At 64.7% G+C, this 26213-nt stretch carries 27 protein-coding genes; 11 read left to right on the top strand and 16 right to left on the bottom strand.

Annotation, left to right across the window (positions count from 1 at the left end; genetic code table 11):
- Positions 1-11: 11 nt before the first annotated feature.
- Complete coding sequence (locus tag QO207_RS26120) at positions 12-1214, bottom strand: ABC transporter substrate-binding protein (protein WP_301535160.1); 1203 nt, start codon at positions 1212-1214, stop codon at positions 12-14.
- A gap of 160 nt (positions 1215-1374) precedes the next feature.
- Between QO207_RS26120 and QO207_RS26115 the strand changes: the two genes are divergently transcribed.
- The 3 genes from QO207_RS26115 to QO207_RS26105 are packed head-to-tail and all read left to right on the top strand — an operon-like array spanning position 1375 to position 3455.
- Positions 1375-1533: a hypothetical protein gene (locus tag QO207_RS26115; protein ID WP_301535159.1), complete on the top strand. Its 159-nt coding sequence runs from the start codon at positions 1375-1377 to the stop codon at positions 1531-1533.
- Complete coding sequence (locus tag QO207_RS26110) at positions 1534-2802, top strand: histidine kinase (RefSeq protein ID WP_301535158.1); 1269 nt, start codon at positions 1534-1536, stop codon at positions 2800-2802.
- On the top strand, positions 2799-3455 hold the full coding sequence (locus QO207_RS26105; protein WP_301535157.1) for a response regulator transcription factor: 657 nt from the start codon (positions 2799-2801) through the stop codon (positions 3453-3455). Before QO207_RS26110 ends, QO207_RS26105 begins: the two co-directional genes overlap by 4 nt.
- A 420-nt stretch (positions 3456-3875) precedes the next feature.
- On the opposite strand, the gene QO207_RS26100 is transcribed toward QO207_RS26105, so the two are convergent.
- Together QO207_RS26100 and QO207_RS26095 are read right to left on the bottom strand one after the other, a co-directional pair.
- The gene (locus QO207_RS26100; protein WP_301535156.1) at positions 3876-4634 is read right to left on the bottom strand and encodes an anti-sigma factor; all 759 of its coding nucleotides are present in this window, start codon (positions 4632-4634) and stop codon (positions 3876-3878) included.
- Complete coding sequence (locus tag QO207_RS26095) at positions 4631-5140, bottom strand: sigma-70 family RNA polymerase sigma factor (RefSeq protein WP_081519714.1); 510 nt, start codon at positions 5138-5140, stop codon at positions 4631-4633. The genes QO207_RS26100 and QO207_RS26095 overlap by 4 nt, the downstream gene beginning before the upstream one ends.
- A gap of 162 nt (positions 5141-5302) precedes the next feature.
- On the opposite strand from QO207_RS26095, the gene QO207_RS26090 reads away from it, so the two are divergent.
- From QO207_RS26090 to QO207_RS26075, 4 genes are all read left to right on the top strand, one after another.
- Complete coding sequence (locus tag QO207_RS26090; protein WP_301535155.1) at positions 5303-6349, top strand: catalase family peroxidase; 1047 nt, start codon at positions 5303-5305, stop codon at positions 6347-6349.
- Entirely contained in the window at positions 6349-6909 is a 561-nt protein-coding gene (locus QO207_RS26085; RefSeq protein ID WP_301535154.1) for a cytochrome b, read from the top strand. The genes QO207_RS26090 and QO207_RS26085 overlap by 1 nt, the downstream gene beginning before the upstream one ends.
- Positions 6906-7148, top strand: coding sequence for a DUF2790 domain-containing protein (locus QO207_RS26080; RefSeq protein ID WP_301535153.1), 243 nt, complete (start codon positions 6906-6908; stop codon positions 7146-7148). The genes QO207_RS26085 and QO207_RS26080 overlap by 4 nt, the downstream gene beginning before the upstream one ends.
- Before the next feature lie 109 nt (positions 7149-7257).
- Positions 7258-8178: an ADP-ribosylglycohydrolase family protein gene (locus tag QO207_RS26075; protein ID WP_301535152.1), complete on the top strand. Its 921-nt coding sequence runs from the start codon at positions 7258-7260 to the stop codon at positions 8176-8178.
- A 9-nt stretch (positions 8179-8187) separates the two neighbouring features.
- Here QO207_RS26075 and QO207_RS26070 read toward each other — a convergent pair whose 3' ends face one another.
- The 7 genes from QO207_RS26070 to pstS form a co-directional block, all read right to left on the bottom strand.
- Entirely contained in the window at positions 8188-9204 is a 1017-nt protein-coding gene (locus tag QO207_RS26070; protein WP_301535151.1) for a sterol desaturase family protein, read from the bottom strand.
- A gap of 373 nt (positions 9205-9577) precedes the next feature.
- Complete coding sequence (locus QO207_RS26065) at positions 9578-10123, bottom strand: hypothetical protein (protein ID WP_301535171.1); 546 nt, start codon at positions 10121-10123, stop codon at positions 9578-9580.
- 59 nt (positions 10124-10182) lie between these two features.
- The gene (locus tag QO207_RS26060) at positions 10183-10881 is read right to left on the bottom strand and encodes a hypothetical protein (protein WP_301535150.1); all 699 of its coding nucleotides are present in this window, start codon (positions 10879-10881) and stop codon (positions 10183-10185) included.
- A gap of 49 nt (positions 10882-10930) precedes the next feature.
- Positions 10931-11692, bottom strand: coding sequence for a phosphate ABC transporter ATP-binding protein PstB (gene pstB / locus QO207_RS26055; protein WP_301535170.1), 762 nt, complete (start codon positions 11690-11692; stop codon positions 10931-10933).
- Positions 11693-11768: 76 nt separating this feature from the next.
- Positions 11769-12662, bottom strand: a complete 894-nt coding sequence (gene pstA, locus QO207_RS26050) for a phosphate ABC transporter permease PstA (RefSeq protein WP_301535149.1) — start codon at positions 12660-12662, stop codon at positions 11769-11771.
- Positions 12662-13627 carry a phosphate ABC transporter permease subunit PstC gene (gene pstC / locus QO207_RS26045; RefSeq protein WP_301535148.1) on the bottom strand — a complete coding sequence of 322 codons (966 nt, stop codon included), beginning with the start codon at positions 13625-13627 and terminating at the stop codon, positions 12662-12664. The genes pstA and pstC overlap by 1 nt, the downstream gene beginning before the upstream one ends.
- A gap of 74 nt (positions 13628-13701) precedes the next feature.
- Positions 13702-14733, bottom strand: coding sequence for a phosphate ABC transporter substrate-binding protein PstS (gene pstS, locus QO207_RS26040; protein ID WP_301535147.1), 1032 nt, complete (start codon positions 14731-14733; stop codon positions 13702-13704).
- Positions 14734-15140: 407 nt separating this feature from the next.
- Here pstS and QO207_RS26035 point away from each other — a divergent pair, with 407 nt between their 5' ends.
- Positions 15141-15530 (top strand): hypothetical protein, encoded by a 390-nt coding sequence (locus tag QO207_RS26035; RefSeq protein WP_301535146.1) that lies wholly within the window; start codon positions 15141-15143, stop codon positions 15528-15530.
- A 146-nt stretch (positions 15531-15676) separates the two neighbouring features.
- Here the strand turns inward: QO207_RS26035 and QO207_RS26030 are convergent, their stop codons facing one another.
- Entirely contained in the window at positions 15677-15802 is a 126-nt protein-coding gene (locus tag QO207_RS26030; protein ID WP_301535145.1) for a hypothetical protein, read from the bottom strand.
- A gap of 250 nt (positions 15803-16052) precedes the next feature.
- Positions 16053-17363 carry a hypothetical protein gene (locus QO207_RS26025; RefSeq protein ID WP_301535144.1) on the bottom strand — a complete coding sequence of 437 codons (1311 nt, stop codon included), beginning with the start codon at positions 17361-17363 and terminating at the stop codon, positions 16053-16055.
- A 158-nt stretch (positions 17364-17521) separates the two neighbouring features.
- Here QO207_RS26025 and QO207_RS26020 point away from each other — a divergent pair, with 158 nt between their 5' ends.
- Complete coding sequence (locus QO207_RS26020; RefSeq protein WP_301535143.1) at positions 17522-17893, top strand: hypothetical protein; 372 nt, start codon at positions 17522-17524, stop codon at positions 17891-17893.
- A 346-nt stretch (positions 17894-18239) separates the two neighbouring features.
- Positions 18240-18713, top strand: coding sequence for a BRO family protein (locus QO207_RS26015; protein WP_301535142.1), 474 nt, complete (start codon positions 18240-18242; stop codon positions 18711-18713).
- Between the two features lie 179 nt (positions 18714-18892).
- Here QO207_RS26015 and QO207_RS26010 read toward each other — a convergent pair whose 3' ends face one another.
- The 4 genes from QO207_RS26010 to QO207_RS25995 form a co-directional block, all read right to left on the bottom strand.
- A complete protein-coding gene (locus QO207_RS26010; RefSeq protein WP_301535141.1) occupies positions 18893-20164 on the bottom strand; it encodes a RidA family protein in 1272 nt (423 codons plus the stop codon).
- A gap of 505 nt (positions 20165-20669) precedes the next feature.
- The gene (locus QO207_RS26005; protein ID WP_301535140.1) at positions 20670-22295 is read right to left on the bottom strand and encodes an NADP-dependent glyceraldehyde-3-phosphate dehydrogenase; all 1626 of its coding nucleotides are present in this window, start codon (positions 22293-22295) and stop codon (positions 20670-20672) included.
- Between the two features lie 551 nt (positions 22296-22846).
- Complete coding sequence (locus QO207_RS26000) at positions 22847-24199, bottom strand: GntP family permease (protein ID WP_301535139.1); 1353 nt, start codon at positions 24197-24199, stop codon at positions 22847-22849.
- Positions 24200-24292: 93 nt separating this feature from the next.
- Complete coding sequence (locus tag QO207_RS25995) at positions 24293-24814, bottom strand: gluconokinase (RefSeq protein WP_138215819.1); 522 nt, start codon at positions 24812-24814, stop codon at positions 24293-24295.
- Between the two features lie 219 nt (positions 24815-25033).
- Between QO207_RS25995 and QO207_RS25990 the strand changes: the two genes are divergently transcribed.
- Complete coding sequence (locus QO207_RS25990) at positions 25034-26077, top strand: LacI family DNA-binding transcriptional regulator (protein WP_301535138.1); 1044 nt, start codon at positions 25034-25036, stop codon at positions 26075-26077.
- Positions 26078-26213: the final 136 nt, after the last annotated feature.

Below are 26213 nucleotides of genomic sequence, written 5' to 3'. Positions count from 1 at the left end.
GGGCGTTCTTCTTATGGATTGGCTTCGGCAAGGTGGCACTGGCTTTCCGGTGCATCGAGGCCGAGGCTGTCGAGTTCGCTGGCGGGGTGCAGGAAGCCTTCCTGCGGCGACGTGCTGACCAGCGCGCGCGGCTGCACCAGCGGGATCGGCTGGCGCAGCTGGCCGTCCCAGGGGCGGAAGCCGAGCTTGTAGCCCTTGAAACCGTCCAGCGGCAGGTCGGGGGACAGCGACAGCTTGCGGATCGCCATCGGGTCGGCGTCGCGCAGTCGCGTCACGGCGCTGGCGATGCTGCGCACGGCGATCCAGGCGGCGAAGTCGCGGTCGTTCATCCAGCGCCCGGCGTGTTCCTCGAAGCGCTTCTGCAGTTGCGCGGCGCCGTAGGTTTCCACGGTCTTGTGCCAGCCCGTGGCGACCAGCCCCTGGGTGCCGGCGACCGGGCGCGGCAGCCAGGTGTTGTAGGGCACGTACTCGCCGAAGTCGCCGTGTTCGTCGGCCACCAGCACGGCGTCGTAGTCCTCGCTGGACTGGGTGAACAGCGCCATGTCGGCCTGGGCGCTGCGGCGCTGGTCGTTGTCGAAGGTAAAGGGCTTCTCCTCGACGATCTTCGCGCCGAAGCGCTTGGCCGAGCGGCGCAGGGCGTTGGCGTAGAGGGCGTCTTCCGGACGCTGGCCGACGATCAGCAGCCAGCGCGTCCACTTGCGCAGCACCAGGAACTGGGTGAGGGCGTCGGTCAGCATCAACCGGCTGGGCAGGGTGTGCAGCACGTTCAGTGCGCACTGGCTGGCGCGCAGTTCGTCATCGGCGGCGCCGGCGTTGAACAGCAGGCTGTCCGGCAGCGCGGCGGCCAGCTGGCGCAGGGTGTCGGCGGGCGTGTTGACCACGAACAGGCGCAGGCCGGCGTCATGCAGGCGCTTGGCTTCGGCCAGCAGCTTTTCCGGGGTGTCAGTGCTGGCGGCCTCCAGGCTGTAGCGGTGCTTGAGGAAGCGCCCGGTGCTGTTGCTGTCGGTGATTGCCAGCTCCGCGCCGCGCAGGCCGGCGTCGGTGGGCTCGGGGATGACGTTGGACAGCAGCGGGCCGGGGTCGGGCGTGTAGCCCAGGTAGCCGATGCGGATTTCCAGGGCGGCGGCATCCTCCGCACGTGCGTCAAGGCTGAACACGGCGGCGCAGGCAACCGCCAGCAGATAGGCCACGCCGTGCAGGACGAACTGGCGCATGAAACGACTCCTTTCTGGTTCTTGTAGCGCCAGCATAGGAAGCGCCAGGGGTGCGGCAAATATGCAGAAAGTAGCGGTTGGGGCAGTACCAAGGTAGTAGGTCGCGCGCCGCGCCCGCGTCATAGGATGGCGCTACAAGAACCAGAAGAGGAGCGTCGCCATGCGTATCGCCGTCACCCTCGTCCTGCCGATCCTGCTGATGCTCAGCCTGTTCGGCTTCGACTTCCTCTACACCCGCAACGGCTACCTGCCGGCAGCGGAATWGCGCGCACCGGTGACGCCGGTCGGTTGCCTCACGACCTGTCGCAGCGCTCCGTAGATGTCCGCGCTGTGGCGGATCAACCTGCTGGTCGGGCTGTTCTTCGGCCTGCTCGCCGCAGTGTGCCTGGCGGTACTGCTGCACCAGGGCAACGACGACGTGCGCCGCGAGATGGACGCCGCCCGTGGCGTGCTCGACTACCTGCGCGAAGCGGCGCAGCGCGACCCGGCCAGCCTTGACCCCGACCTCACCGCCGGCCTGCGCCATGTACGTGTGCGCTGGCTGGACTCTCCCGCGCCCTCACGGCATTCCGGGCTGGATGAATGGCTGGTGGCGCAGCTGTACCCCGACCTGCCGGCGCCAACCTTGCTGACCCTCGCTGATGGCCGCCGCGTACAGCTCAGTCTCGACCCCCGCGACGAGATCGACGAGGTGCGCGATTCGCTGGTGCAGCTGCTGGTGCTGTTCGGCGTGTCGCTGCTGGCCAGCCTGCTGGCGATCCGCTGGGCGGTGCGCGGCGGCTTGCGGGTGGTGGAGCAGCTGCATGACGCGCTGGGCGATGTGTCCCGTGGCCAGTTCCAGGTGCGCCTGGCGGATCACTCGCTACCCGAGGCGCAGCGCCTGGCCAGCGGCTTCAATGGCATGGCGGCGACACTGGAACGGGCCTGCGTGGAGAACGCCGAGCTGACCCGCGCGCTGCTCGCCGTGCAGGAACGCGAACGCCAGCAGCTCGCCCAGGCGCTGCACGACGACATCGGCCAGTACCTGGCCGGCATCCGCGCCCAGGTATTCCTGCTGCGCAGCCTGGAGAGCCAGGATGGCATCGCCTTCGCCACCCTCGACCGCCTGGAACAGCACTGCCAGGGGCTCAACGAGAGCTTCCGCGCGCTGGTGCGCGACCTCTACCCGGTGGTGCTGGAACGGGTCAGCCTGGAAGAGGCACTGCGCCTGCATATCGAACAATGGCAAGCCAGCCAGGGCGTCGCCTGCCGCCTGCGCCTGGACCAGTTGCCGGCGCTGCCGACGGTGGCCAAGGCGCATCTCTATCGCCTGCTGCAGGAGGCGCTGACCAATGTGGCGCGGCATGCTGGGGCCAGTCACGTGCGCGTGGTTTTGCGCCGCCGCAGCGGCCGGTTGTACCTGTGGGTGCGCGACGATGGCCGTGGTTGCAACGGCCTGCCGCGCGCCGGCATCGGCATGCGCTCCATGCGCGAGCGGGCACGTTGCCTGGGCGGCGAGCTGCACCTGCGCCGACGCCCCGGTGGCGGGCTGGCGCTGCGCTTGTGGATGCCGTTGGCGGAAACCGTGCTGGAAGGAGAAAGGGCATGAAGATTCTGCTGGTGGACGATCACTTCGTGGTGCGTGACGGCATCGCCTCGCTGCTGCGTGGGCTGATCCCGGAAGTGGAAGTGAGCGAGGCCGCCGATGGCGAAGCCGCGCTGGAGGCGGTGCAGCGCAGCGTGCCCAGCCTGGTCATCCTCGACATCGGCCTGCCCGGCATCAGCGGCCTGGAAGTCACCCGCCGGCTGCGCCAGCGCCTGCCGCAGCTGCGCGTGCTGTTCTTCAGCATGCACGACGAACTGCCGCTGGTACGCCAGGCGCTGGATGCCGGCGCGGCGGGCTACATCACCAAGGGCGCTTCACCGGCGGTACTGGTGGAGGCGGTACGGCGCATCCTCGCCGGCCACGCCTATATCGAACAGCCCCTGGCCACCCAGCTGGCGCGCCAGCCCCAGGGCGCCGACGGCCAGGACCCGCGCCTGCAAGGCATGACCCAGCGCGAGTTCGAAATCTTCGTGATGCTCGCCCGCGGCCTGCCGGTGCGGCAGGTGGCGGAGCACTTGTGCATCAGCGCGAAGACGGTGTCGAACCATGTGACCCTGCTCAAGCAGAAGCTGCAGGTGGTGTCCCACGCCGAGCTGGTGCACCTGGCCATCGATGCCGGGGTGCTGCGGGTGGGCGGCGAGGCGCTGGTGGGCTGAGTCATTGGGTGGAGCGAGCTTGCTTGCGGACCTGCCAGCCGGCAGCGGGCTTGAGGCATCGCGGACGAAGTCCGCTCCTACGGTCTGGCGTGGCGCCTGCTTTTGTAGGAGCGGACTTCGTCCGCGATGGGGCGGGCGTCACGCCGAGCCTCTGGTCCGCGAGCAAGAACTGGGCGTTTTCATCGGCTCTACAGGTCTACTCCTGCGTATCGACCCGGATGGCGGCACGTTCATTCGCAATGCGGTTGATGGCCCGGTTGGCACAGGCATCGGCTCTTGTAGGAGCAAGCTTGCTCGCGAACCTGTCAGCCCGCAGCGGTCTTGAGGGCACCGCGGACGAAGTCCGCTCCTACGGTCTGGCGTGGCACCTGCTTTTGTAGGAGCGGACTCTGTCCGCGATGGGTGGCCCGCGTGCCGGTGCTAGAACCCCACCAACTGCCCCACCGCCTGCGCCTGCGGATCATCGCTGCGGCTCACCAGCGCATAGTTGTAGCCGCCCTGGCTCCAGTAGCGCGCCAGCAGGTCGCCGTCGGTGCGCTGCCCTTGCGGCAGCATCTCGTGGCGCGGGCCCGGCGGGCGGATGAAGAAGGTCAGGCGGCGGCCCTGGCCGTCCTCGTAGATCACCAGCGCGGCGGCGCCCTGTTCGGTGGCGAGCAGGCGCGCGCCGACGGTCTTCAGGCCGACCTGTTCCAGCGCGGGCGGCGGAGTGGCGTCCTTCAGGTAGCGCGCCAGCCAGTCGTGGAGGTTGCCACCGTCGCGCAGGTCCAGCCCGTTCTGGCTGGCATCGGCGAATAACCGATAAGCCTGCACCGCGTCCTGCATCGGCAGCATGCCGCGCAGCATCGCGTCGCCGCGCATCTGCCAGCCGCCCATGCCGCCCACGCCCAGGGCGATCAGCAGGGCCGCCGCCGTGGCCAGGCGCGAGCGTCGCCGCTGCTGGAGCTGGCGGCGAATGCGCGCCGGGTCGAGCTGTTCGGGCAGCGCCCCGCGCGCCTGGCCGGCGAAGGCCGCGCGCAGTTGCTGGGCGTCCTGGCGCCAGCCTTCCACGCGGCGGGCGTCGTCCGGATGGGCGGCGAGCCAGGCTTCCACCCACTGGCGGCGCGCCGGCTCCAGCTGATCGTCGATGTAGGCGTGCAGATCCTGTTCCTGGGGAGTGCCGTCGGGGATGCGTTCGTTCATTTCAGTACCCGCAAAGAAGGAGTCGCCGCCTGTCCTTCGCTCAGCGCACGCAGCGCCGTGCGGGCGCGCGACAGGCGGGACATGACGGTGCCCATGGGAATATCCAGAGTCTCGGCCACCTCGCGGTAGCTCAGGCCCTCGACGCTGACCAGCGTCAGCAGCGCGCGCTGCTCGGCGGGCAGGCGCTCGAAGGCCTCCAGCGTCGAGCGGGCGCTGACAATGTCTTCCGGCGAAGCGCTCACCGCGCTGTCCGCACCGAACAGGCTGAGCAGGCGCGCATAGCGTTTCGCCCGGCGCTGCCCGTCGATGAAATGCCGGTAGAGGATCGAGAACAGCCAGGCGCGCAGGTCGCCGTCGTCGCGGCGGCCGGTCCAGGCCGACAGCGCCTTCTCCAGGGTTGCCTGGACCAGGTCGTCGGCGCTGCTCGCGCTGCGGGTCAGCGACAGGGCGAAGCGTCGCAGCCGGGGCAGCAGTTCGCGCAGTGAGTGGTCGTCCAGTGAGTGCATCGGGGCGCCAGGAATGGGTGGGTTCGAGCGAGAAAGACGAACGCTGCGGCGATCTATTCCCTGCGCGGGAAAAAATAATTTATTCGCGGCTGCTGGGAATAACCCGTCGCACGGTGCGTCGTACCGGCTCAACGCATTCAGCCTAAGCCTGAGGAGCTGGAAATGACAGAAACACCGCCCACCGCACCCAACGTGCCCCTGCGCCTGGCCGCCATCGGCGCCGTGGTGCTCGGCGTGGCCGCCGTCTTCGCCTACGTCGCCGGCTGGCTCGACCCGCAGCGGCTCACCCCGGCCAGCGTGATCAACACCCTGGAACACAACGGCGGCGTCTACCCCGGCTACCGGCGCAACCATGCCAAGGGCCTGTGCGTCATCGGCCACTTCGACAGTAATGGCGGCGCGGCCGAGCTGTCCCGCGCCAGCCTGTTTTCGGTCGGCCGCGTGCCGGTGGTCGGGCGCCTCGCCATCCCCGGCGGCAACCCCAAGGCCAGCGACGGCGCCGCGCCGATCCGCAGCCTGGCGCTGCGCTTCCAGCCGGCCGACGGCCAGGAATGGCGCACCGGCATGAACGCCATGCCGGTCTTCGTCGTCCGCGACGTCGCCGGCTTCTACGCCCTGCAACAGGCCACCGCGCCGCAGCCGGGCACCGGCAAGCCCGACCCGGAAAAGGCCGGCGCCTTCTTCAAGTCGCACCCCGAGACCCAGGCCTTCCTCAAGTGGGCCAAGTCCTCGACGCCGTCCTCCAGCTACGCCAACAGCGCCTACTACAGCCTCAACGCCTTCTACCTGGTGAACAAGGCTGGCAAGGAGCAGCCGGTGCGCTGGTCCGTGCAGCCCGAAGCGCCGGTCGAGCCGCTGGCTGCCGACAAGCGTGGGGACGCCGACTTCCTCGCTGCCGAACTGGCCCAGCGCATCGCCTCCGGCCCGCTGCGCTGGCGCTTGCAGTTCACCCTTGGCGAACCCGGCGACAGCACCGTCGACCCCACCCAGGCCTGGCCCGACAGCCGCCGTACCGTGGACGCCGGCGAACTGGTGATCGAACGCCTACAGCCGGAAATCGGCGGCGACTGCCGCGACGTCAACTACGACCCGCTGATCCTCCCCGACGGCATCCGCCCCTCCGACGACCCGCTGCTCAGCGCCCGCTCGGCCGCCTACTCGGAATCCTTCAACCGCCGCACCCGTGAGCAGGCCCAGGAGACCCAGTGATGAAACCGACCTACTTCCCGCTCTCCCTGCGCGTGTTGCACTGGCTCATGGCCGTGCTGGTCCTTGCCATGCTGCTGATCGGCCTGGGCATGGTCGCCAGCGTCTCCCCGCGCCACGCCGCACTGGTCGCCATCCACAAACCCCTGGGCGCCGCGTTGCTGGTGCTGGTGCTGCTGCGCATCGTCGTGCGTCTGACCCAGCGCATCCCCGCACTGCCCAGCGACATGCCCGGCTGGCAACGCAGCGCCGCGCACCTCTCGCACCTGGCACTCTACGGCCTGCTGCTGGCGCAGCCGCTGGTGGGCTGGACCATGCAATCCGCCGGCGGCTACCCCGTGGTGCTCTGGGGCGGCTTCGAACTGCCCGCGCTGGTCTCGCCGTCGGTGGAGCTACACACCATCCTGCGCAGCGCCCACACCTTCATCGCCTACGCCTTGCTGGCGACCATCCTCCTGCACCTCGCCGCCGCGCTGTTCCACGGGCTCATCCGCCGCGACGAAGTCCTCCCCAGCATGACAGGCGCCCCCATGCCACGTAGCTCTAGCGGAGAACGGCCATGAAGCGCTTGCTCGCTGCCGCCTGCCTCTTCACCTCCTGCGCGGCCCTCGCCGCGCAGGGCGTTCCACCCGAGCAGGACTACCACTACGGCCAGAAACTCGACATCAAGCGCGTGGTGCAACAACCGGACCTGGGGTTCTGCGGGATACGCGAGGTGGAGATGACCTACGAGGTCGGCGCCGGGCAGCGGCATACGCTGCGGTATCCGGTGTGGGGGCAGGGGTGTGGGAATGAGAATTGACAGTGCCGCATGGATGAGCCTGGAGCTCGGCAGGTAATGAATGGTGCGGCACACCAAGCCCATCTTATGATGGCTCCCTCAGGACACCACTCTGCACCGGAGGCAGCCTTTGAACGATCAACCCGAACTCTCGGACCGCTACGCCGGCTGCCTGCTCGGCCTGGCCTGTGGCGATGCTGTTGGCACCACCCTCGAATTCACTCACCGCGCGAGCCTTACTCCGATCAGCGATATGGTCGGTGGCGGGCCGTTCGGCCTCAAGCCGGGGCAGTGGACCGACGACACTTCCATGGCCCTGTGCCTGGGGGAAAGCCTGCTCACCTGCAACGGCTTCGACGCCAGGGACCAGATGGCGCGCTACCTCAACTGGTGGCAGTGGGGTTACTGGAGTGCGACCGGGGAGTGCTTCGATATCGGCATGACCGTCCGCCAGGCGCTGAGCCGCTTCCAGGACACCGGCGAGCCCTTTGCCGGCTCCTCCGACCCGGCCACGGCCGGCAATGGCTCGATCATGCGTCTGGCGCCAGTCGTGCTGTATTACTACCCGGACCTGCGAGAGGTCGCCGCGGCTGCCGCGCAGAGTTCACGCACCACCCATGGCGCGGCGGAGGCGGTCGAGGCCTGCCAGTTGCTGGCGCAGGTGCTGGCCAACGCGTTGGCCGGCCAATCGAAGGAGGAGCTGCTGACCCTCACGCCGGAGCGCTACAGCGAACCCGCCATCCGCGAGCTCGCTACCGGCAGCTTCCGCCACAAGCGCCGGGAAGACGTGCGCGGCACCGGCTATTGCATCGCCTCGCTGGAAGCGTCGCTGTGGTGCTTCTGGTCCACCGACAGCTATGCCGCCGCCGTGCTGGCAGCCTCCAACCTCGGCGATGATGCCGACACCACGGCGGCCATCACTGGCCAGATTGCCGGTGCCTATTACGGCAAGCAGGGCATTCCCACCCACTGGCTGGAGCGGCTGCATCAGCGAGCCGATATCGAGGAGATGGCGCTGGCCTTGCTCAGGGCGGCGCAGGCGCGGGCCTAGTGCCCGGCGCTATTGGGAGTGCTGAGCCCTGGGGCGCGCCAGCCACAGCTTGCGGCCCGTCTCCACGAACGGTGTGACGATCAGGCTCCACAGCGACGAATACTTCTCGTCATCCTGCTCCCCAGCGCCGAACTGGATCGGCTCCGGCGTGCGCTGGGTGACGTAGAGCGTGCCGAACATCCAGTCCCACAGCGACAGGTTGATGCCGAAGTTCCTGTTGAAGTGGCGGGGCGCGTCGCTGTGGTGGATCTGGTGCTGGGCGGGGCTGTTCAGCACGTGCTCGACCACCGGTCCGAACGACAGCCACACATGGCTGTGGCGCAGGTTGGTCGCCAGCACGTTGAACAGCAGGATCATGTAGGTGACGCCGAACAGCGTGTAGGCGCCGATCTGCTCGCCGCAGAGGTACCAGAAGCCGCCCGCGTAGGCGCCCAGCAGCAGGGTGCCGGCCAGTTGCGCCGCCAGCTTCTCCACGAAGTGCACGCGGCTCGCGGTGATCGGCGTCAGCACCGCCGCCGAGTGATGCACCTTGTGGAAGGCCCACAGCCAACGCGAGTGGAAGGCGCGGTGCACCCAGTAGTTCTTGAAGTCGCTGACCAGGAACACCCCCAGCCCGTAGAGCAGCGACAGTCCGAGGTTCGTCCCCACCTGCGGCCGCGCGCCCCACAGGTTGTCGAAGAAGGCGATGTAGTCGCCCGAGCGCAGGATGTAGGGATCGACCAGGCCGACGATGGGCACCAGCAGCGCCACATTGAGGATGCCGCGCACCAGGTAGTAGCGGTAATCCAGCAGCGCCGAGCGATGCAGATTGACCCGGCTACCGCCAATGAACTGCCAGAACGACGTTGCCTGCGTCAGCCCGCGCTGTTGGCGGAAGCGGAACAGCGCGTAGGCGATGGCGTAGGAGCACAGCAGGAACACCACGCCCACGCGGCCGCTGAGGTCGAAGAGGCCGGCGACCTGGTTGGTGACGGGGTTGATCACCAACTCGGTGAAGTGGCGGTGGAGGTGCGAGAGGTCAGGCATGGGCGCTGGCGCCGGAAGTCAGGTGGACAGGCTGGTACTGCGAGTGACCGCCCACGGCGCTGAGGTGCTGGCGACTCATGGGGCGTCACGCGTTCGCTCAGCATGGGACCTGCGGGATCACGCTGTCAAAGTTCAGTGGCGCCGGGGCGGGGTAATTCGACAAGGGGTCTTCAGCCGCCTGAAGTGCGCAGGCCCCTGGATTGGCCTGCTGAGCGTCCATCAATGAGAGGGGGAGGCACGCGCACGGGGCGCCAAGCCGGGACGCTAACCTGAGGGAGTCGGCCAAGGCCCTACATCCGCGAAGCTGCAGGTTTCGCGCGAAGGGCAGGGTGAAGACGTTTGCCAGTCAGCAACGAGCCGCGTGGTTGACGGCTCAGGCTGCCGTCGCCAATGGCTGCTGTTGCCGATCCAGCGTTTCCTGGAGTTCAGCCACTGAATCCAGGACTCTCTGCGCCCAGCGTTCATCATCCGGACGCACGACAACGACGCGGAAGCCATGGTCATGGCCTTCACTCTTCACGCCTTCGGAATCATCGACATGCAGGTCGATATCGAATGCCGGCGGAAGTTTCGAGGGGGCGTTCGCCAGCCCGCGCTCGGTCAGGGCCTGGTTGTGCCGCACGCTGTTGACCACGCCGTCGACGTGGATGCCGTACAACATCAGCCAGCGCCGGATATAGGACGGTGTGCGGCCGGAGGACGTGTAGACCCAGATGCTGCAGCCCTGGCGGCGCAGTTCCCGGGTCAGCGAGCGGGTGCCGATACGCAGCGGTTCGCCAAGCCAGCGATGAACAAACACCGGGAGCCTGCTGGGTTCGACGTCGCTGTGGTGGGGGAGGCAGGCCAGGGTGTCATCGATATCGAACGAAATCCGTATGCGCGGGCGTCCGAAGCGGTAGGGCGCAAGGGAGCCCTTCATGGCGTCCCACAGCTGATCCTTGATGGCCAGGCAGGTGGCGAGCATGGGTTGGGTAGTCATCAGACGCCTCCCTGACAGGCGGAGGTGTGTGTTTCGCCCAGGAAAAATCGCTGCGGATCCGGTGAATGATCTTCGAGGAAGGCGGCGTACTTTTTCTTGATCTTGGGCAATTCGAATAGAGCCTTCACGCCATGCTTGGCGGAGTTGCGGATGACCGAAGACGGGTTGTAGTAACCCTTGGCGTTGTCCAGGGTCAGCACGAACGGCGGCAGCCCGGCACGTAGCAGCAGATAGCTGACGATCAGCGAGCCGCTGCGATGGTTACCTTCGATGAACAACTGCGGTTTGCTCAGGATTCGCACATAGACACCGGCCGCGCGCTTCCACACCGATTCGCTGTGATACGCGCAGTACCAGTTGTACAGGTCCTTGATGCCGCCTTCGACGTTGTTGAAGAAGTGCGCCTCGGTGGCCGCCAGGTGCGGCGCGAACTCCAGCCGACGGGCAGGGTCGCGGCCGCAAAGCACGGTGGCGTTGATCTCCAGCATCAGGTTGACCTGCTGCAGATCGAACAGGTCGACGCCCCGTGCGACGTAGTCGTCGATCAGGGCGTAGCCCTCCAGCACGTTGTGCAGCACTTCATCGGTGAACGGATCACGCGGCTCGGTAAAGCACTGGCTGAGCTCGCCGAAACGGCCTTGCACCTCACGCAGCGCACGTTCAATCGCTCGCAGATCAAGACGGCGCGTGGCGGACATTGGCAACCCTGACAAAGAGGTGTGTGGCTTCATACGCTGCGGATTCGACTCAGCTGAACTTGCCGCTGATGTAGTCCTCGGTCATTTTTTTCCGCGGGTTTTCGAAGATCTGCTTCGTCGCGCCCATTTCGACCAGGTAGCCGGTGCGGGTGCCCTGGGAAATGTCCACCGAGAAGAACGCCGTGGTGTCAGCGACGCGAATGGCCTGCTGCATGTTGTGGGTGACCAGCGCGATGGTGTAGTCCTTCTTCAGCTCGACCATCAGCTCCTCGACACGGCGGGTAGCGATCGGGTCGAGTGCCGAGCACGGCTCGTCCAGCAGCAGGACTTCCGGTTCGGTGGCGATGGCGCGAGCGATGCACAGGCGTTGCTGCTGGCCACCGGAGAGCGACAGACCGCTCACCTTCAGCTTGTCCTTCACTTCGTCCCACAGCGCGGCGCCCTGCAGGGCATGCTTGACGCGGTCGCCGATGTCGCCCTTGTAGCGATTGAGGCGCAGGCCAAACGCGACGTTGTCGAAGATGCTCATCGAAAACGGGTTCGGCTGCTGGAACACCATGCCGATGTAGCGGCGCACCACGACAGGGTCCACGCCCTTGCCGTAGACGTCCTGCCCGAGGAAATGCACATGGCCCTCGAAGCGGAAGCCGCGCACCAGGTCGTTCATCCGGTTCAGGCTGCGCAGCACGGTACTCTTGCCGCAGCCGGAAGGGCCGATGAAGCCGGTGATCTTGTTCTTTTCGATCGGCACGTGGCTGTCACGTACCGCCATGAAGTTGCCGTAGAAAATCTTGTCCAGTTTGCAGTCCATGACCACCTGGGTCTCGGAACCAACCGGGGCGACTTTCTGTGCAGTAGCTGTGTTCACGATTCGGATGCTCCGTATCTCAAAACTTGGGCTTGCCAAAAATGCGGCTGATGACGTTCACGATCAGCACGATCATCACCAACACCAGTGATGCGGCCCATGCGAGCTCGAGCTGGTTGTCGAAGGGCATGCCGGAGAAGTTGTAGATCAGTACCGAAAGCGAGGCCGTGGGGTTCATCACCGCCAGGCTGCCGTTGTGGTAGATCCAGTAGTTGCTGAACAGCGCGGTGAACAGCAACGGCGCGGTTTCGCCTGCGGCGCGCGCCACGGCCAGCATGACGCCGGTGAGGATCGCCGGCAGGCCGGTAGGCAGTACGATCTTCCAGATGACCTGGGCGCGGGTGCAGCCCATGCCGTAGGCGGCATCCTTCATGATCTTGGGCACCATCTTCATCGACTCTTCGGCGGTGAGCACGACGATCGGCAGCATCAGCACGGCCAGTGCCACGCCACCTGCCGGTGCCGAGTAGGTACCAGTGGTCATCACCACCAGGGCATAGGCGAAGACGCCGGCCAGGATGGAGGGCAGGCCGGTGAGCGTCTTGGCGGCAAAGCGCGCGGCGCTCGCCAGCTTGCTGTCCGGCCCCAGTTCAGCCAGGAAAACGGCGGCCATGATGCCAACCGGAACGGCAATGGCGGCGGCGATACCGACCATGACGAAGGTGCCGGCCAGCGCGTTGCCGAAGCCGCCGCCGGTCTCGAAACCGGTCGGTGGCAGTTCGGTGAAGACTTCCAGGCTCAGGCGCGCACCACCACGGGTGATCAGCATGTAGAGCACGGAGATCAGCGGCACGCTGGCCAGCAGGGCGCCCAGCCAGACCAGCATGGTCAGCACCAGGCTGCGCAGGGCACGGCCCTCAAGCTTGCGCTGCAGGCTCGGCAGGGCGGAAACGGTGGGAGTGAGGCTGGTCATTACTTGGACCCCCGCTGGGCGTAAAGCATGATCATGGAGCCGAGTACGTTCACGATCAGCGTGATGAACATCAGCACCAGCGCGGCATACATCAGCACTTCAACCTCGTTCGGCCCGGCTTCGGGGAAGTTCAGCGCCAGCAGGGCGGCCAGCGTGTTGGCCGGGGCAAACAGCGACAGCGAAATGGTGTTGGCGTTGCCGACCAGCATGGCCAGGGCCATGGTTTCACCCAGTGCGCGGCCCAGGCCCAGCACCAGGGAGCCGAAGATGCCGGTGGCAGCGGAGGGCACCATCACCTTGAGGATCGCTTCCCAATGGGTGGTCCCCAGGCCGTAGGCGGCCTGCTTGGTCTTCATCGGCACGCTGGAAAGAGCGTCCTGCGAGACCGCGGCAATGGTGGGCAGAATCATGATGGCGAGCACCAGAGAGGCGGGCAGCAAGCCTGGCCCGCTCAACGATGTGCCGAAAAAGGGTATCCAGCCGAGCTCGCTGTTCAGCCAGGTCGTCAGCGGACGAATGGCCGGGATCACCACGTAGATCCCCCACAGGCCGTAAACGACGCTGGGGATCGCGGCGAGCAGTTCGACGATGGTACGGAACACCGCCGCCAGTTTGGCGGGGAGGAAATCCTGGGTCAGGAAGATCGCCATGCTGACGCCGAACAGGCCGGCGATTACCAGAGCGATCAGCGCGCTGTAGAGCGTGCCCCAGATGGCCGGCAGAATGCCGTACTTGCCCTGGTTGACGTCCCAGACCGACCCCAGGAGAACGTCCAGGCCGTGTTTCTCAATGCCCGGAAAGGCCTTGCGGCCGACTTCGAACACGAGGGCAACGACCAGCACCAGAATCAGGACCACACCCAGGCGTGCAATGGCACGGAAGGTCCGGTCAACCAGGAAATCCTTCGCGGATGGCGGTTGGCAGGCAGAGTCCGGATTTACCGGTACGACAAAAGGTTGGGTCATGGGAGAGTTCCGGAACAGGTGGAAATCTCATCCGGCGTGGCTGACAGCCCCCGCCGGATGAAGACTCGCAGGCGTTACTGGATGTTGGCGGAAGCTTTGCGAACCTGATCGACGACGGCTTGCGGCAGCGGGATGTAGCCCATCGAATCAGCGATCTTCTGGCCTTCGGTCAGGCCGTACTCGACCATTTCACGCATGGCCTTGGCTTTGGCCGGGCTCTCGTTGTGCTTGCGGAAGATCATCCAGGTGTAGGAGGTGATCGGGTAGGACTGGGCACCGTCCGGATCGGGCAGCCAGGCCACCAGGTTCTCCGGGAACTTCACGGCAGCCAGCGCCGCGGCACCGCTCTCTGCGTTCGGCACGACGTACTGACCGGCCTTGTTCTGCAGCTCGGCGAAGTCGACCTTGGCCAGCTTCGCGAAGCCGTATTCGATGTAGCCGATGGCGCCCGGGGTCTGGCGAACGGTAGCGGTCACGCCATCGTTCTTCGGCGACTTGATGAACTTGTCGGTGGCCGGCCAGTTGACGGTGTTGCCTTCACCCAGGGCAGTCTTGAACTCCGGGTTGATGGTCGACATGTGCTTGGTGAACACAGCGGTGGTGCCGCTGGAATCCGCACGCACGACAACGGTGATCGGCAGGGCCGGCAGCTTCAGCTCAGGGTTGGCCGCGACGATCTGCGGGTCGTTCCACTGAGTGATCTTGCCCAGGAAGATGTTGGAGTAAACGTCGCGCGGCAGTTTCAGACCCTTGGGGCTGCCCGGCAGGTTGTACGCCAGGACGATTTCGCCAGCGGTCATCGGCAGCAGTTGCACGCCTTCGGCAACCTTGGCGATGTCCTCGTCTTTCATGGCCGAGTCACTGGCCGCGAAGTCCACGGTCTTGTTGAGGAAATCCTGTACGCCCGCACCGCTGCCCTTGGACTGGTAGTCCACGGTGACGCCAGCGGATTTCTTGCTGAAATCCTTGAACCAGGTCAGGTAGATCGGAGCGGGGAAGCTGGCGCCAGAGCCGGTCAGGCGGACGCTTTCGTCGGCAAAAGTGACGGAAGTGGCACACATGGACAGCGTTACGGCGATCGCAGCAGATTTCACAAAGCTTTTCATCGAGGGCAATCCTTTTGATATCGGGCTGCCATACTGTGATCGGGTCCTGTGAAATATTTATGACAGTGCGGTGGCAAACGCTCTGGCTTGCCGGCTCGACTGGTCTATCTCCGGGTTTCTGCGGTGCGTTTCAGGTGAGTTCGCAGCGGCTGCGCGCCTTGGCTGGCGGCGATTTCGGGGCAGGGGTGGAGGTTCAGGGCGGGGGATCGCCCCCCTGTTCGATGAGCACGCTGCGCAATAAATAGTTACGGTCACTTGGTGGTGCCAACGGAGGCAGATGCGTTCGGTTGCCGCCAATGAACGGCCAGGGCGAGGCCGCTCGCCAGGGGCCGCTAGCGGCCAAGAGCGGACGTTGCTTAACGGAGCGTAAAGCTGCTATTCAACCTGCGGAATTGTGAGGGATCACCATGCGCCGTCCTAATTACTCAGCCGCGTTCATGAACAACACAAAGTGGCGCGAACTACTGAGCCTCATTCGTCGTGTAGGCATTCAATTTGAGGTGGCATACGTAGGCGAGGAACGCTTCCAGACCGCATACGCACCGCCCGAGAGCTTGCTGAGACATACCTACATCGCTGATCCGGGCCTGGCTGGTGGCCCGGCAGAATATTCGGAGATTTACTCCATACGTATTCCGAAAACATCGCTGATTCAGAATCCCAAAACGGGTGAGAGGTTACCGAGCACTGAAATAAGCGACCTATTCCTAGCGGAAGCATCGCTACTTGGTGTCCTACCGCTCGAAGAAAAAGACGGGTTTATCTATGTGCACGGCTACAGCCATCGCAGCCACTAACTAGCGACGGGGCTGAGAGTCTACTTCTGGCGGATTTTTGCCCCTCACGAGCGGCGCTTCGGGTCGGTAGCCCCCTATCGCCAGGGGCAGCAATCGACCCATAGCGGACGTTTAGAGTTAGAGAAAATAAAGCTGTCCCCTTTTCCTTATCGGCGGAAGCGGAACAGGGCGTAGGCGGTGGCGTGGGAGCTCAGCAGGAAGACTACGCCGATGCGGCCGCTGAGGTCGAAAAGGCCGAAGATCTGGTTGTCCACGGACTCGAAGATGAGCATGGTCCGATACTTGTGGAGATACGAGAACTCGATCAAGGCGAGTGGCCATTCGCAGCCGATCGCCTCTTTGCTGTGCGGTCAGCATGAGACGGTGATCTTCGCGCTGTCAAAGCAGGTATTGCCTCCAAGTGGGGAGTCGACGAAAGGTTGCGGAGTTAGATTTATCCGAACAGCTCATGGTGTGAGTTATAAGGCACTCGAAATTTAACAGCCGAGCGGGCCTATCCGTACGGTGTGTATGCAGCCCGCATTAAGGAGTCCATTGCGAAGAGTGTCGGGCTTCCCTGGCGAGCTCCCGCGTTTCGGGCTCTGCGTCGAAGATGGCTTCCTCCAAGACCCAGTGCGGCGTGGTCGCTGATTGGGTCATGGCTTTAACTGCTTGCTTACGGCAGGTCGAGCATGGCGAATACTCATAAACGTAGAGCAGGCAATCGAGTGCCTCCGCACCAGGGTGAGCCTGGCACAAGTCCAGAATATGCCCGACGAGATGGTGTGTTTCATCGGCATCTTCGAACCTGGTCAGCCGCTTGACGCACATGGCGAAGTCGCCATCGGAGAAGTTGTTCGCGAGCAAGGCAAATCCGTTCGCAATGTTTCCAGTCATGATCAGCTTCCTGGCCACTATGCGCAGCTCTTTGTGCGTTATGGGAACCATGGCTCTGATTGCAATCCATTGGAGATCTTCGTCAGGATCGGAAATCCATTGGAGTAATTGACGTTCGAATCGTGGGACGCCTGTTTTCGCAAAGCACCTGAACAGCCTTTTCGCATGCTCTGGCTTTTCGGTAGCCAGCAAAGCAGAGAACACGACCTCCATTTGTTCATTGGTGGCCTGACTCCCCCACTGCCTGAACCAATGACATTGATCTCCAGGGGATTCGGTGGCGTAGGCCACGATTTGTGAGCCGGTGTACGCCATTCGTCCGAAGCGTTTTGCTGGTGCAATGCGGCTCGCACGGATCTTACGTACTTCAGCGAGATAGGCCGCTATATCAGGGTTGGCTGCGGCTTCCTGCTCCAGAGCTATCAGCGCACTTTCTCCGCAGAGTTCGCAAAGCCCGTCATCAATCCAGAAGTCAGGATCATCGCGTAGCCAGCGCCCCAACTGTCTAGCGACTTGGATCAATCCGTCGACTCCATCGAGAGCGACGATGTGGTAGTCGCCGATCACAGTGGATGAGTCCGGCACGCGAGCCAGCGACGAATACAGAAGGTGTCTTGCGTCATCCAGTCCTGAAGCAGCCAACTCCTTCAAGATTGCACAGCGTTGGTCGAGGTCCCGCTCGTTTTCCAATGAGGGGGCGTGGGCCGACTCCCGAATAGCCTGAGCCACTTCCTTGTTCAGGTGGGCGTGATCGACTACAGAAAACAGCCAGGGCGCCCGTGGTGCCTCGCATTGCGGGTCATAAGAAAGGGATGTGATGCAGGCTTCAATGATGGTTTCATCCAGTCCCTGAGCCCCGTACTTTTCGAGCTGCTGAACTGCGCGTCCATGGCCGGATCTGAGAGCAGCTGCAAACGCTGCTTTAGCAAGGGGGAAATGCGGAGCTTCAATTAACATAAGGCATCCATTCGCGGGCAGCACTTTAGAAAAGGCGTGGGGAGTCTCCACTATATATTTCAAGCACGAAAATCGCTGAGCGGCGCTTTTGTCGAATATACGATGCTGCCTGTTGGCGCTGTCCCGGTAAATTCTGCAGTCTGCTGGTAAAGGATGATATGGAAGTCATGAGCGATACATTTGCTGCCTACGATCACGCCAATAAAAATGAGCAAGAAATCGCGCAGAGCAGCCAGTGCGGTTGTTTCTCTTGCTACACGACTTTCCCCGCTGCGGATGTAAAAAAATGGACTGACGGTACCGCCTGGTGCCCGCTATGCGAGGCGTATAGGACTGTACTTGGAGACAAGTCCGGCCTGCTGCTGACGGAGGAGTTTCTGATGGCAGCCCATGACCACTGGATCGGACCGCAGCAGTGGCTTGATGCATTAGCGGTAGAAACACAGTCCATCGCTGCATCTAGATCACGGAAGTTGCCCCCGGACGTCAGATCTGCACCGAAATGCCTTCCTTGGTGGAAGTTCTGGTGAGCTATTCGATCCAGTGGGAGTACGGACTCATTTGCGTACTGAATTGGATGTGCTTTCTGGCCTTCGCTTGACCACCGCAACCCTTCCTCATAACCTCCCGACGCCCCTGTGAAAGCGACAGGGGCCGGGTTTGGCGACTCGAATAACTACCTAGGTGCGGTGACGTTTCGTCAGACCGTGACGTATCAACACGTCCACGGTTCTTCGCTATGGCGGGCCGCACAGGGAGACCTTCGGGTCTGCCGGGACCTAGGTAGCCGGTTCGCCAACCCTGTGTGGCTCTGCCTCCCTAATCGTTTGGCGACGATCAGGGCGGTGGTTTCTCGAAACTACCTAGGAAAAGCACATGGACGACATCTACGTTCCCACCGTTTTCCACCGCTACAACCGTTCCCTGCGCGGCGTGTTGATCGACAACCAGCCCTGGTTGGTCGCCCGTGAGCTGGGTTATCTGATCCGCGAGCGGGTCGATGCTTATGTTCTTCGATTGGATGAGGACCTCTTTCGCGAGGCGCGCCTGGTGACGGGTGGCGGCGAGGAAGAGGTGCTGCTGGTCAGTGACTATGGCGCCTTCTATGTACTGAACCGTTTTCGTGATCCGGAGCATCGGGAGCTGCGCAAGTGGCTGACAGGCGAGGTGTTTCCGGTGCTGCGGGATCAGGGGAGGGTGGCGGCGAGGCTGCCGAGGCGGATGCWGGCGAAAGGCGAGGGGCGGTCGCTGGCGGTGCTGGATTGGCAGGGGGAGTACTGGGTGCCGATGGGGGAGGTGCCGCGGTTGATGCGTGAGGAGAGGCGGGGGAGATGGTGGCGGAGGGAGTGATTGTTCGCTTGCAGTGAGGCGGTTCGCGAGCAAGCTCGCTCCTACGAGAGCAGGCGGCCGGGGATTTCAGAGTTGGGCGTTGCCCTCTCCCCAGCCCTCTCCCTGAAGGGAGAGGGGGCCGTTTGGCGTGTGGGGATGGGGTGGTATCAACCGGATAGGGCTGGATTAGCGTCTGCCAATCAAGCGGCCGGCGGGGTGCCTTCGGCGTTGGCGACCACGGCGTCGATCTGGATCAGCGCGCCCTTCGGCAATGCGCCTACGGCTACTGTCCGGCGGGCGGGAACGCCGCCGGGGAAGTAGCTGGCGTACACCTCATCGACGGCGCCGATGTCGTCGATGTTCTTCAGGTAGAGGTTGACCTTCACCACATCGGCCAGGGCGTGGTCGATGCTTTCGACGATGGCCTTGAGGTGCTTGAAGCACTGGCCGGCCTGTTCCTTGATCCCGCCGGCCACCAGTTCACCGGTCTTCACGTCCAGCGGCAGCTGGGCGGAGATGTGGTTGTAGTGGGAGAAGGCGACGGTCTGGGTGGAGAAGGGGCATTTCGGCGCGGCGTCGGTGTTGTGGGCCTTGATGACGATGCCGTGGCGGTCTTCGACGGCCTGCGGCGGCGTGCCGTCGCCGTGGGAGACCACGGCCTCGACCTGCACCAGGGCATCCATCGGCAGGGCTTGCGCCTGAACCACGGTGCGCGCCGGCACGTAGCCGACGGCGCGGGCGATGGCCGAGTCGGGGAAGAAGGTGGTGTAGACCTTGTTCACGGCCTGCATGTCGGCGAGGTTCTTGACGAAGACGGTGATGCGCACGATGTCATCGAAGGGTACGTCGATGCTTTCGAGGATGGTCTTGATGTTGCGCAGGCACTGCCGGGTCTGTTCCTCGACGCCGCCGGTCACCAGCTTCCCGGTGCGCGGGTCGATGGGCAGCTGGGCGCTGAGGTTGTTGTAGTGGGAGAAGGCGACGGTCTGGGTGGACAGCGGGCTCAGCGGCGCGCTCTCGGTGTTGCGTTCGACCTTGACCAGGTCGCCGGCCTGCGGGGCGTTGGGGATGGTGCCTTCGCCGCAGGTGATGAGCGCCTCGACCTGCACCTGGGCGCCCAGCGGCAGGGCGGCCACGCCGACGGTGGTGAGGGTCGGCAGGTAGTTGGGGAAGAAGGCGGCGTGCACCTTGGCGACGGCTTCGGCGTCAGCGATGTTGGTCAGGAATATGGAGATGCGGACGGTGTCGTTCAGGTTGTGGCCGATGCTTTCGATGACGGCCTTGAGGTTCCTGTAGCACTGTTCGGCCTGCTCCTTGGCACCGCCGGCCACCAGCTTGCCGCTGCTCGGGTCGACCGGCAGTTGGGCGGAAAGGTTGTTGTAGTGGGAGAAAGCGACGGTTTGGGCGTAGGGGCCGAGGTTTTGCGGGGCCTTGTCGGTGTTACGTGCCAGAACTGCGTTGTAGCCACTCATGTTGGTGCTCCCTGGTTCGCTGGGAATCCGTGGATTGGGTGGCAAACGCTTCGTCCATTGCGATATCGGTCGTTGCCACTATCGGTTCAGACGACGGATATCAAGCTCGTCGAGAGGCGCGCAGACTATCGAGTCTTGAAGGGTGACCCCTTTGACTTAAGGCAAGCGTAGTGGGGTCTTCTTACCGGGTTGTTTCAATTGGCGATGGGAGGGTGTCGGGATATTGCGAAAGGGATTTCTGAAAGGGGGGGCTTCTCGTGGAGGTCCGGTGCTTGGGCGATTCCCTCTCCCCAGCCCTCTCCCTGAAGGGAGAGGGGGCTGACCGTGCCGGCTGGTAGTTTGGTTTTATCCTGTAGGACCCTCACCCCAGCACACGCAGTGCACCTCGCTCCGAAGGGAGAGAGAGCGATTGTGCCGGCTGATGCTGCCGGTTCCTCTTGCGCCGAACGGTCCCCTCTCCCTTCAGGGAGAGGGTTAGGGAGAGGGGCTCTTGGCGGGGGCCTGGCTAGAAGATGTAGTCAGTAGTCAGGAAGCTCGAGTCGCGGTCGCGGATGATCTGGCTGATCAGCGCCTTGTTGGCGTCGGTGAAGCGCGTGGCCACCAGGGTGCGGATGGAGAAGGTGCGCAGGGCGTCGTGGACCGAGAGGGTGCCTTCGGCGGAGTTCTTGCGGCCGTTGAAGGGGTAGCTGTCCGGGCCACGCTGGCACTGGGCGTTGATGTTGATGCGGCCGACCTGGTTGACGAAGGCATCCACCAGCGGGCCGATCTGCTCGGGGTCGTCGCCGAACAGGCTGAGCTGCTGGCCGTAGTCGGACTGCAGGACGTAGTCGATCACCTCGTCCAGCTCGCGGTAGGGAACCGCCGGCACCAGTGGGCCGAACTGTTCCTCGTTGTACAGGCGCATGTCGGCGCTCACCGGGCTGAGCAGCGCGGGGTAGAAGAAGCTTTCGCGGCTCTCGCCACCGCCGGGGTTGATGACCTTGGCGCCCTTGGCCAGGGCGTCCTGCAGCAGGCCGTCGAGGTAGTCGACCTTGCCCGGCTCGGGCAGCGGCGTCAGCGCCACGCCGGCTTCCCAGGGCATGCCGGGTTTGAGTTCGGCGAGCTTGGCGCTGAACTTGGCGAGGAAGCTGTCCAGCACGTCTTCGTGGACGAAGAGGATCTTCAGCGCGGTGCAGCGCTGGCCGTTGAAGGAGAGGGCGCCGGTGATGGCTTCGCTGACGGCGTTGTCGAGGTCGACACTGGGCAGGACGATGCCGGGGTTCTTGGCGTCCAGGCCGAGGGCGGCGCGCAGGCGGTGCGGGCGCGGGTGGAGCTTCTTCAGGTCGGCGGCGCCGGAGTGGGTGCCGATGAAGGCGAAGACATCGACCTTGCCGCTGGCCATGAGCGCGCTGACGGTCTCGCGGCCGCGCCCGTAGATGACGTTGATGACGCCCGGCGGGAAGCTGTCGCGGAAGGCTTCGAGCAGCGGGCGGATCAGCAGCACGCCGAACTTGGCGGGCTTGAAGACCACGGTGTTGCCCATGATCAGCGCCGGGATCAGGGTGGTGAAGGTCTCGTTCAGCGGGTAGTTGTACGGGCCCATGCACAGCGCGACGCCCAGCGGTACGCGGCGAATCTGCCCGAGGGTGCCCTGTTCCAGCTCGAAGCGACTGGAGCGGCGGTCCAGTTCCTTGAGCGCCTGGATGGTGTCGACGATGTAGTCGCAGGTGCGGTCGAATTCCTTCTCCGAGTCCTTGAGGTTCTTGCCGATCTCCCACATCAGCAGCTTGACCACGGCGGTGCGCTGCTCGCGCATGCGGGCGAGGAAGCGCTCGACGTGGGCAATGCGCTCGGCCACGCGCAGGTTCGGCCACGCACCCTGGCCGTTGTCGTAGGCGGCCACGGCGGCGTCCAGCGCGGCGAGGGCGGCGTCGGCGTCCAGCAGCGGCGTGCTGCCGAGGATCACCTGTTCATCGCCCTGGTCGGTGGCGAGGAAGATCGGGCTGCGTACCGGCGCGAGCGGGCCGTCCCAGCGGCGCAGTTCGCCGTTGACCAGGTATTCGCGCTGCTCGACCGGCGCGTCGGGGCACCAGGCGTCGGGGATGTCGGTGAGGTGGGGGAACAGATGGTCGAGTTTGTTGCTGGCGGGCATGACTCATCCCTCGGGGGAAGGTGGGCGACTGGTCTGTTTTAGATCGTAGCTGTATTAAGGTAAATCGATTCAGCAAATGCTGCGATGACCGGTGTAGGAGCGCGCCATGCGCGCGATCGCGGGCATGGCCTGCTCCTACAAGGGAAATCCGAGGCTGGGTCGAGATCAGGGTCGTAGGGCGGATAACCGCTTGCGGTTATCCGCCGGCTTTACAGTGCGCGTGGGGAACGGCGGATAACCCGTTCCGGGTTATGCGCCCTACGTGTGTGCGGGGCTCGGCTGTGGCGTTGGGGCTGGCTGCAGGAGTTCCTGCTGCTCGGCGTAGCGGGCGCGGATGTCGAAGTCGCGGGGCCAGGTGGGCTGGGCGGGGGCTTTCGGAGTTGCGGAGGAAGTCACGGGCGATACCTCGTTGCAGGAATCCGGGGGCGAATTGGTGGTGTTCGCCGGGTGATCGGGTGCGGGGCTTGATGGGTATCGCTGCGCTCCACGCCATCCTACGGGGAGTTCCCAGGTAGAGCGGGAGAGCGTGGCGATACCCATCGGCTAATGCATCAGACGAACATCGACAGCAGCAGGATGAACAGCAGGCCGACCACCGAGAGGATGGTTTCCATCGCCGTCCAGGTCTTGAAGGTCTCCATCACGCTCATGTTGAAGTACTGCTTCACCAGCCAGAAGCCGGCGTCGTTGACGTGGGAGAGGATCAGCGAGCCGGCGCCGGTGGCGAGTACCAGCAGCTCGCGGTTGACGCCGGGGATCAGGTCGATGACCGGCACCACGATGCCCGCGCCGGTGATGGTGGCGACGGTGGCGGAACCGGTGGCGATGCGGATCACCGCGGCCACCAGCCAGGCCAGGAGGATCGGCGAGATCTGCGCCTGCACCGCCATGTGGCCGATCACGTCGCCCACGCCGCTGGCCACCAGCATCTGTTTGAAGCCGCCGCCGGCGCCGATGATCATCACGATGGCGGCGGTGGGCGCGAGGCTCTGGTCGAGCAGCTTGAGGATCTTCTTCGAATCGAAGCCACGGGCGTGGCCGAAGGTGTAGAGCGCCAGCAGCAGGGCCAGGAGCAGGGCGGTGATCGGGTGGCCGATCATGTCCAGCCAGGCGCGGATCACGTGGCCGTCGGCGAGCATGACGTCGGCAAAGGTCTTGAGCAGCATCAGGAACACCGGCAGCAGCACGGTGAGCAGGGTGACGCCGAAGCTGGGCAGGTTGCTGGTGTCCGGCTCGTGGGCGATCTGCGCCACCAGCTCTTCATTGGGCTGGCCGGGAATGTATCTGGCGATGAACTTGCCGAAGATCGGCCCGGCGATGGCGGCAGTGGGCAGGGCAACCAGCAGGCCGTAGAAGATGGTCTTGCCGATGTCCGCGCCGAACACGCCGATGGCCAGCAGCGGGCCCGGGTGCGGCGGCACCAGGCCGTGTACGGCAGAGAGGCCGGCGAGCAGCGGGATGCCGATCTTGATCAGCGAGACGCCGCTGCGCCGGGCGACGATGAATACCAGCGGCACCAGCAGGATGAAACCGATCTCGAAGAACAGCGGGATGCCGACCAGGAAGGCGGCGAGCATCATCGCCCAGTGCACGCGTTCCTTGCCGAAGGCGCGGATCAGCGTGCGGGCGATCTGATCGGCGCCGCCGGACTCGGCCATCATCTTGCCGAGCATGGTGCCCAGGGCAAGGACGATGCCGACGAAGCCGAGCACGCCGCCGAAGCCGTCCTGGAAGGATTTGACGATGGTCGCCACGGGCATGCCGGAGGTGAGACCGAGGAAGCCGGCGGCGATGATCAGGGCAACGAAGGGGTGGATCTTGAAGCGGGTGATCAGCAGGATCAGGCCGATGATGGTGACCACCGCGTCCAGCAGCAGATAGGTGTCGTGGGACATGCCGAGCATGGGTCTCTCCTGTTTTTGTCTTTGTGCCGGAGCGGCTCTTCTTTCTTGGATTAATCGAGATAGCGCTATCTTTCGAGGGCAGGCGCTATCGGGTCAGTCGTTGGAGTGCTGTCGCCACCAGAGGTGTGCGGCTTCCGCCAGTTCGTCGAGCGGGCGGGTGGCGTCGAGGCTCAGGGTCAGCGGCTCGCTGGTCGGCACTTCGAGGGCGGCGAACTGGCTGTCGATCAGGCTGGCCGGCATGAAGTGGCCGGGGCGGGTGGCGACGCGCTGGGCGGCAGTTTCCGGGGTGAGTTCCAGGAACACCACGCCCAGGCCGGGCACGGCGCGGCGCAGGCGTTCGCGGTAGATGAGCTTGAGCGCGGAGCAGGTCAGCACCGGGCGCTGGCCGGCGGCGATGGCCTGCTGCAGCTGGGCGGCGAGGGTATCGAGCCAGCCGGCGCGGTCCTCGTCGGTCAGCGGGATGCCGGCGCTCATCTTCTGGATGTTGGCTTCGGGGTGGAAGGAGTCGCCTTCGATGGCGAACGCGCCGCTGCGCAAGCACAGGGCCTCGCTGACGCTGGATTTGCCGCATCCGGCGACACCCATGATGAGGACGGCATCGATGGCGGGGAGCATGCAGGGCCTCGGTGTTGAGACAGCGCTATCTTTGGTGGGCGTAACGAAAAGCATCGGCTGCCTCCGTATTCTTGTCATTCTAGTCGGTGTGTCCCGGTGCTCTCGGTGAGTATGTTTCACCGGCGGGCGAGGGACCAGCGGGAGCCGGCCTCAGGCAATTGCCCTGGCTGCGAGACAGCGCTACCTTAGTGCCTCGATTTTTGTTTGGCAAGCCGCCCGATGACCGCCCAGAAGAACGATAAGAAAAACGACAGAAGTTCACGTACCACCGGCAAACCGACCCTCAACGATGTGGCGCGCAGCGCTGGCGTCAGCCCCATTACCGCCTCGCGCGCCCTGCGCGGCGTGAGCACGGTGGCCGAGGAGCTGGCGGAAAAGGTCCGCCAGGCCGCCGCCGACCTGGGCTACGTGGCCAACCCCGCCGCCCGTGCGCTGGCTTCCAAGCAGAGCCACAACATCGTGGTGCTGGTGCCTTCGCTGGCGAACCAGCTGTTCATCGAAACCCTCGAAGCCATCCATGCGGTGATGCATCCGCGCGGCCTGGAAGTGCTGATCGGCAACTACCACTACTCCCGCGACGAAGAAGAGAACCTGCTGCGCAACTACCTCGCGTACCAGCCGCGCGGCCTGCTGCTGACCGGCTTCGACCGCACCGAGAGCGCCCGCCGGATGATCGAGGCCAGCGGCGTGCCGGCGGTCTACATGATGGACCTGGACCCCGGTGCGGGGCTGCATTGCGTCGGCTTCTCACAGATTCGCGCGGGGGAGGCCGCAGCCAGACACCTGCTCAAGAGCGGACGCAAGCGCCTGGCCTACATCGGCGCCCAGCTGGACCAGCGCACCCTGCTGCGTGGCGAGGGTTACCGCCGCGCGCTGCAGCAGGCCGGCTGTTACGACCCGGCGCTGGAAGTCCTCACGCCGCGCCCATCTTCGGTGGGCCTGGGCGGCGAGCTGTTCCGCCAGCTGCTGGCCAGCCATCCGCAGGTGGAAGGCATCTTCTTCGGCAACGACGACCTGGCCCACGGCGCTCTGCTGGAAGCCATGCGCCACGGCATCCGCATCCCCGAACAGGTGGCAGTGCTGGGCTTCAACGACCTGCCCAGCTCGGAATTCATGGTCCCGCGCCTCTCCAGCATCCGCACCCCACGCAAGGCCATCGGCAGCCACGCAGCCGAGCGCCTGCTCGACCTGATCAACGACAAGCCGGTGAGCGCTCCGGTGATGGACCTGGGGTTCGAGTTGATGGTGCGGGAGAGCAGCTGAGGTTCATGACCGTAGGGCGCATAACGCGCCAGCGTTATCCGCCGTCGTTGGTGAGCGGCGGATAACCTGTTCCAGGTTATGCGCCCTACGGGGCAGGGCTTCGGCGCTCCAATGTAGGAGCGGACCTTGTCCGCGA

The sequence above is a fragment of the Pseudomonas sp. CAN1 genome, from assembly GCF_030462585.1.
Taxonomy (GTDB): Bacteria; Pseudomonadota; Gammaproteobacteria; order Pseudomonadales; family Pseudomonadaceae; genus Pseudomonas.
Note: the sequence above shows the minus strand (reverse complement) of the source record. Positions and strands in the feature narration are given on the sequence as shown.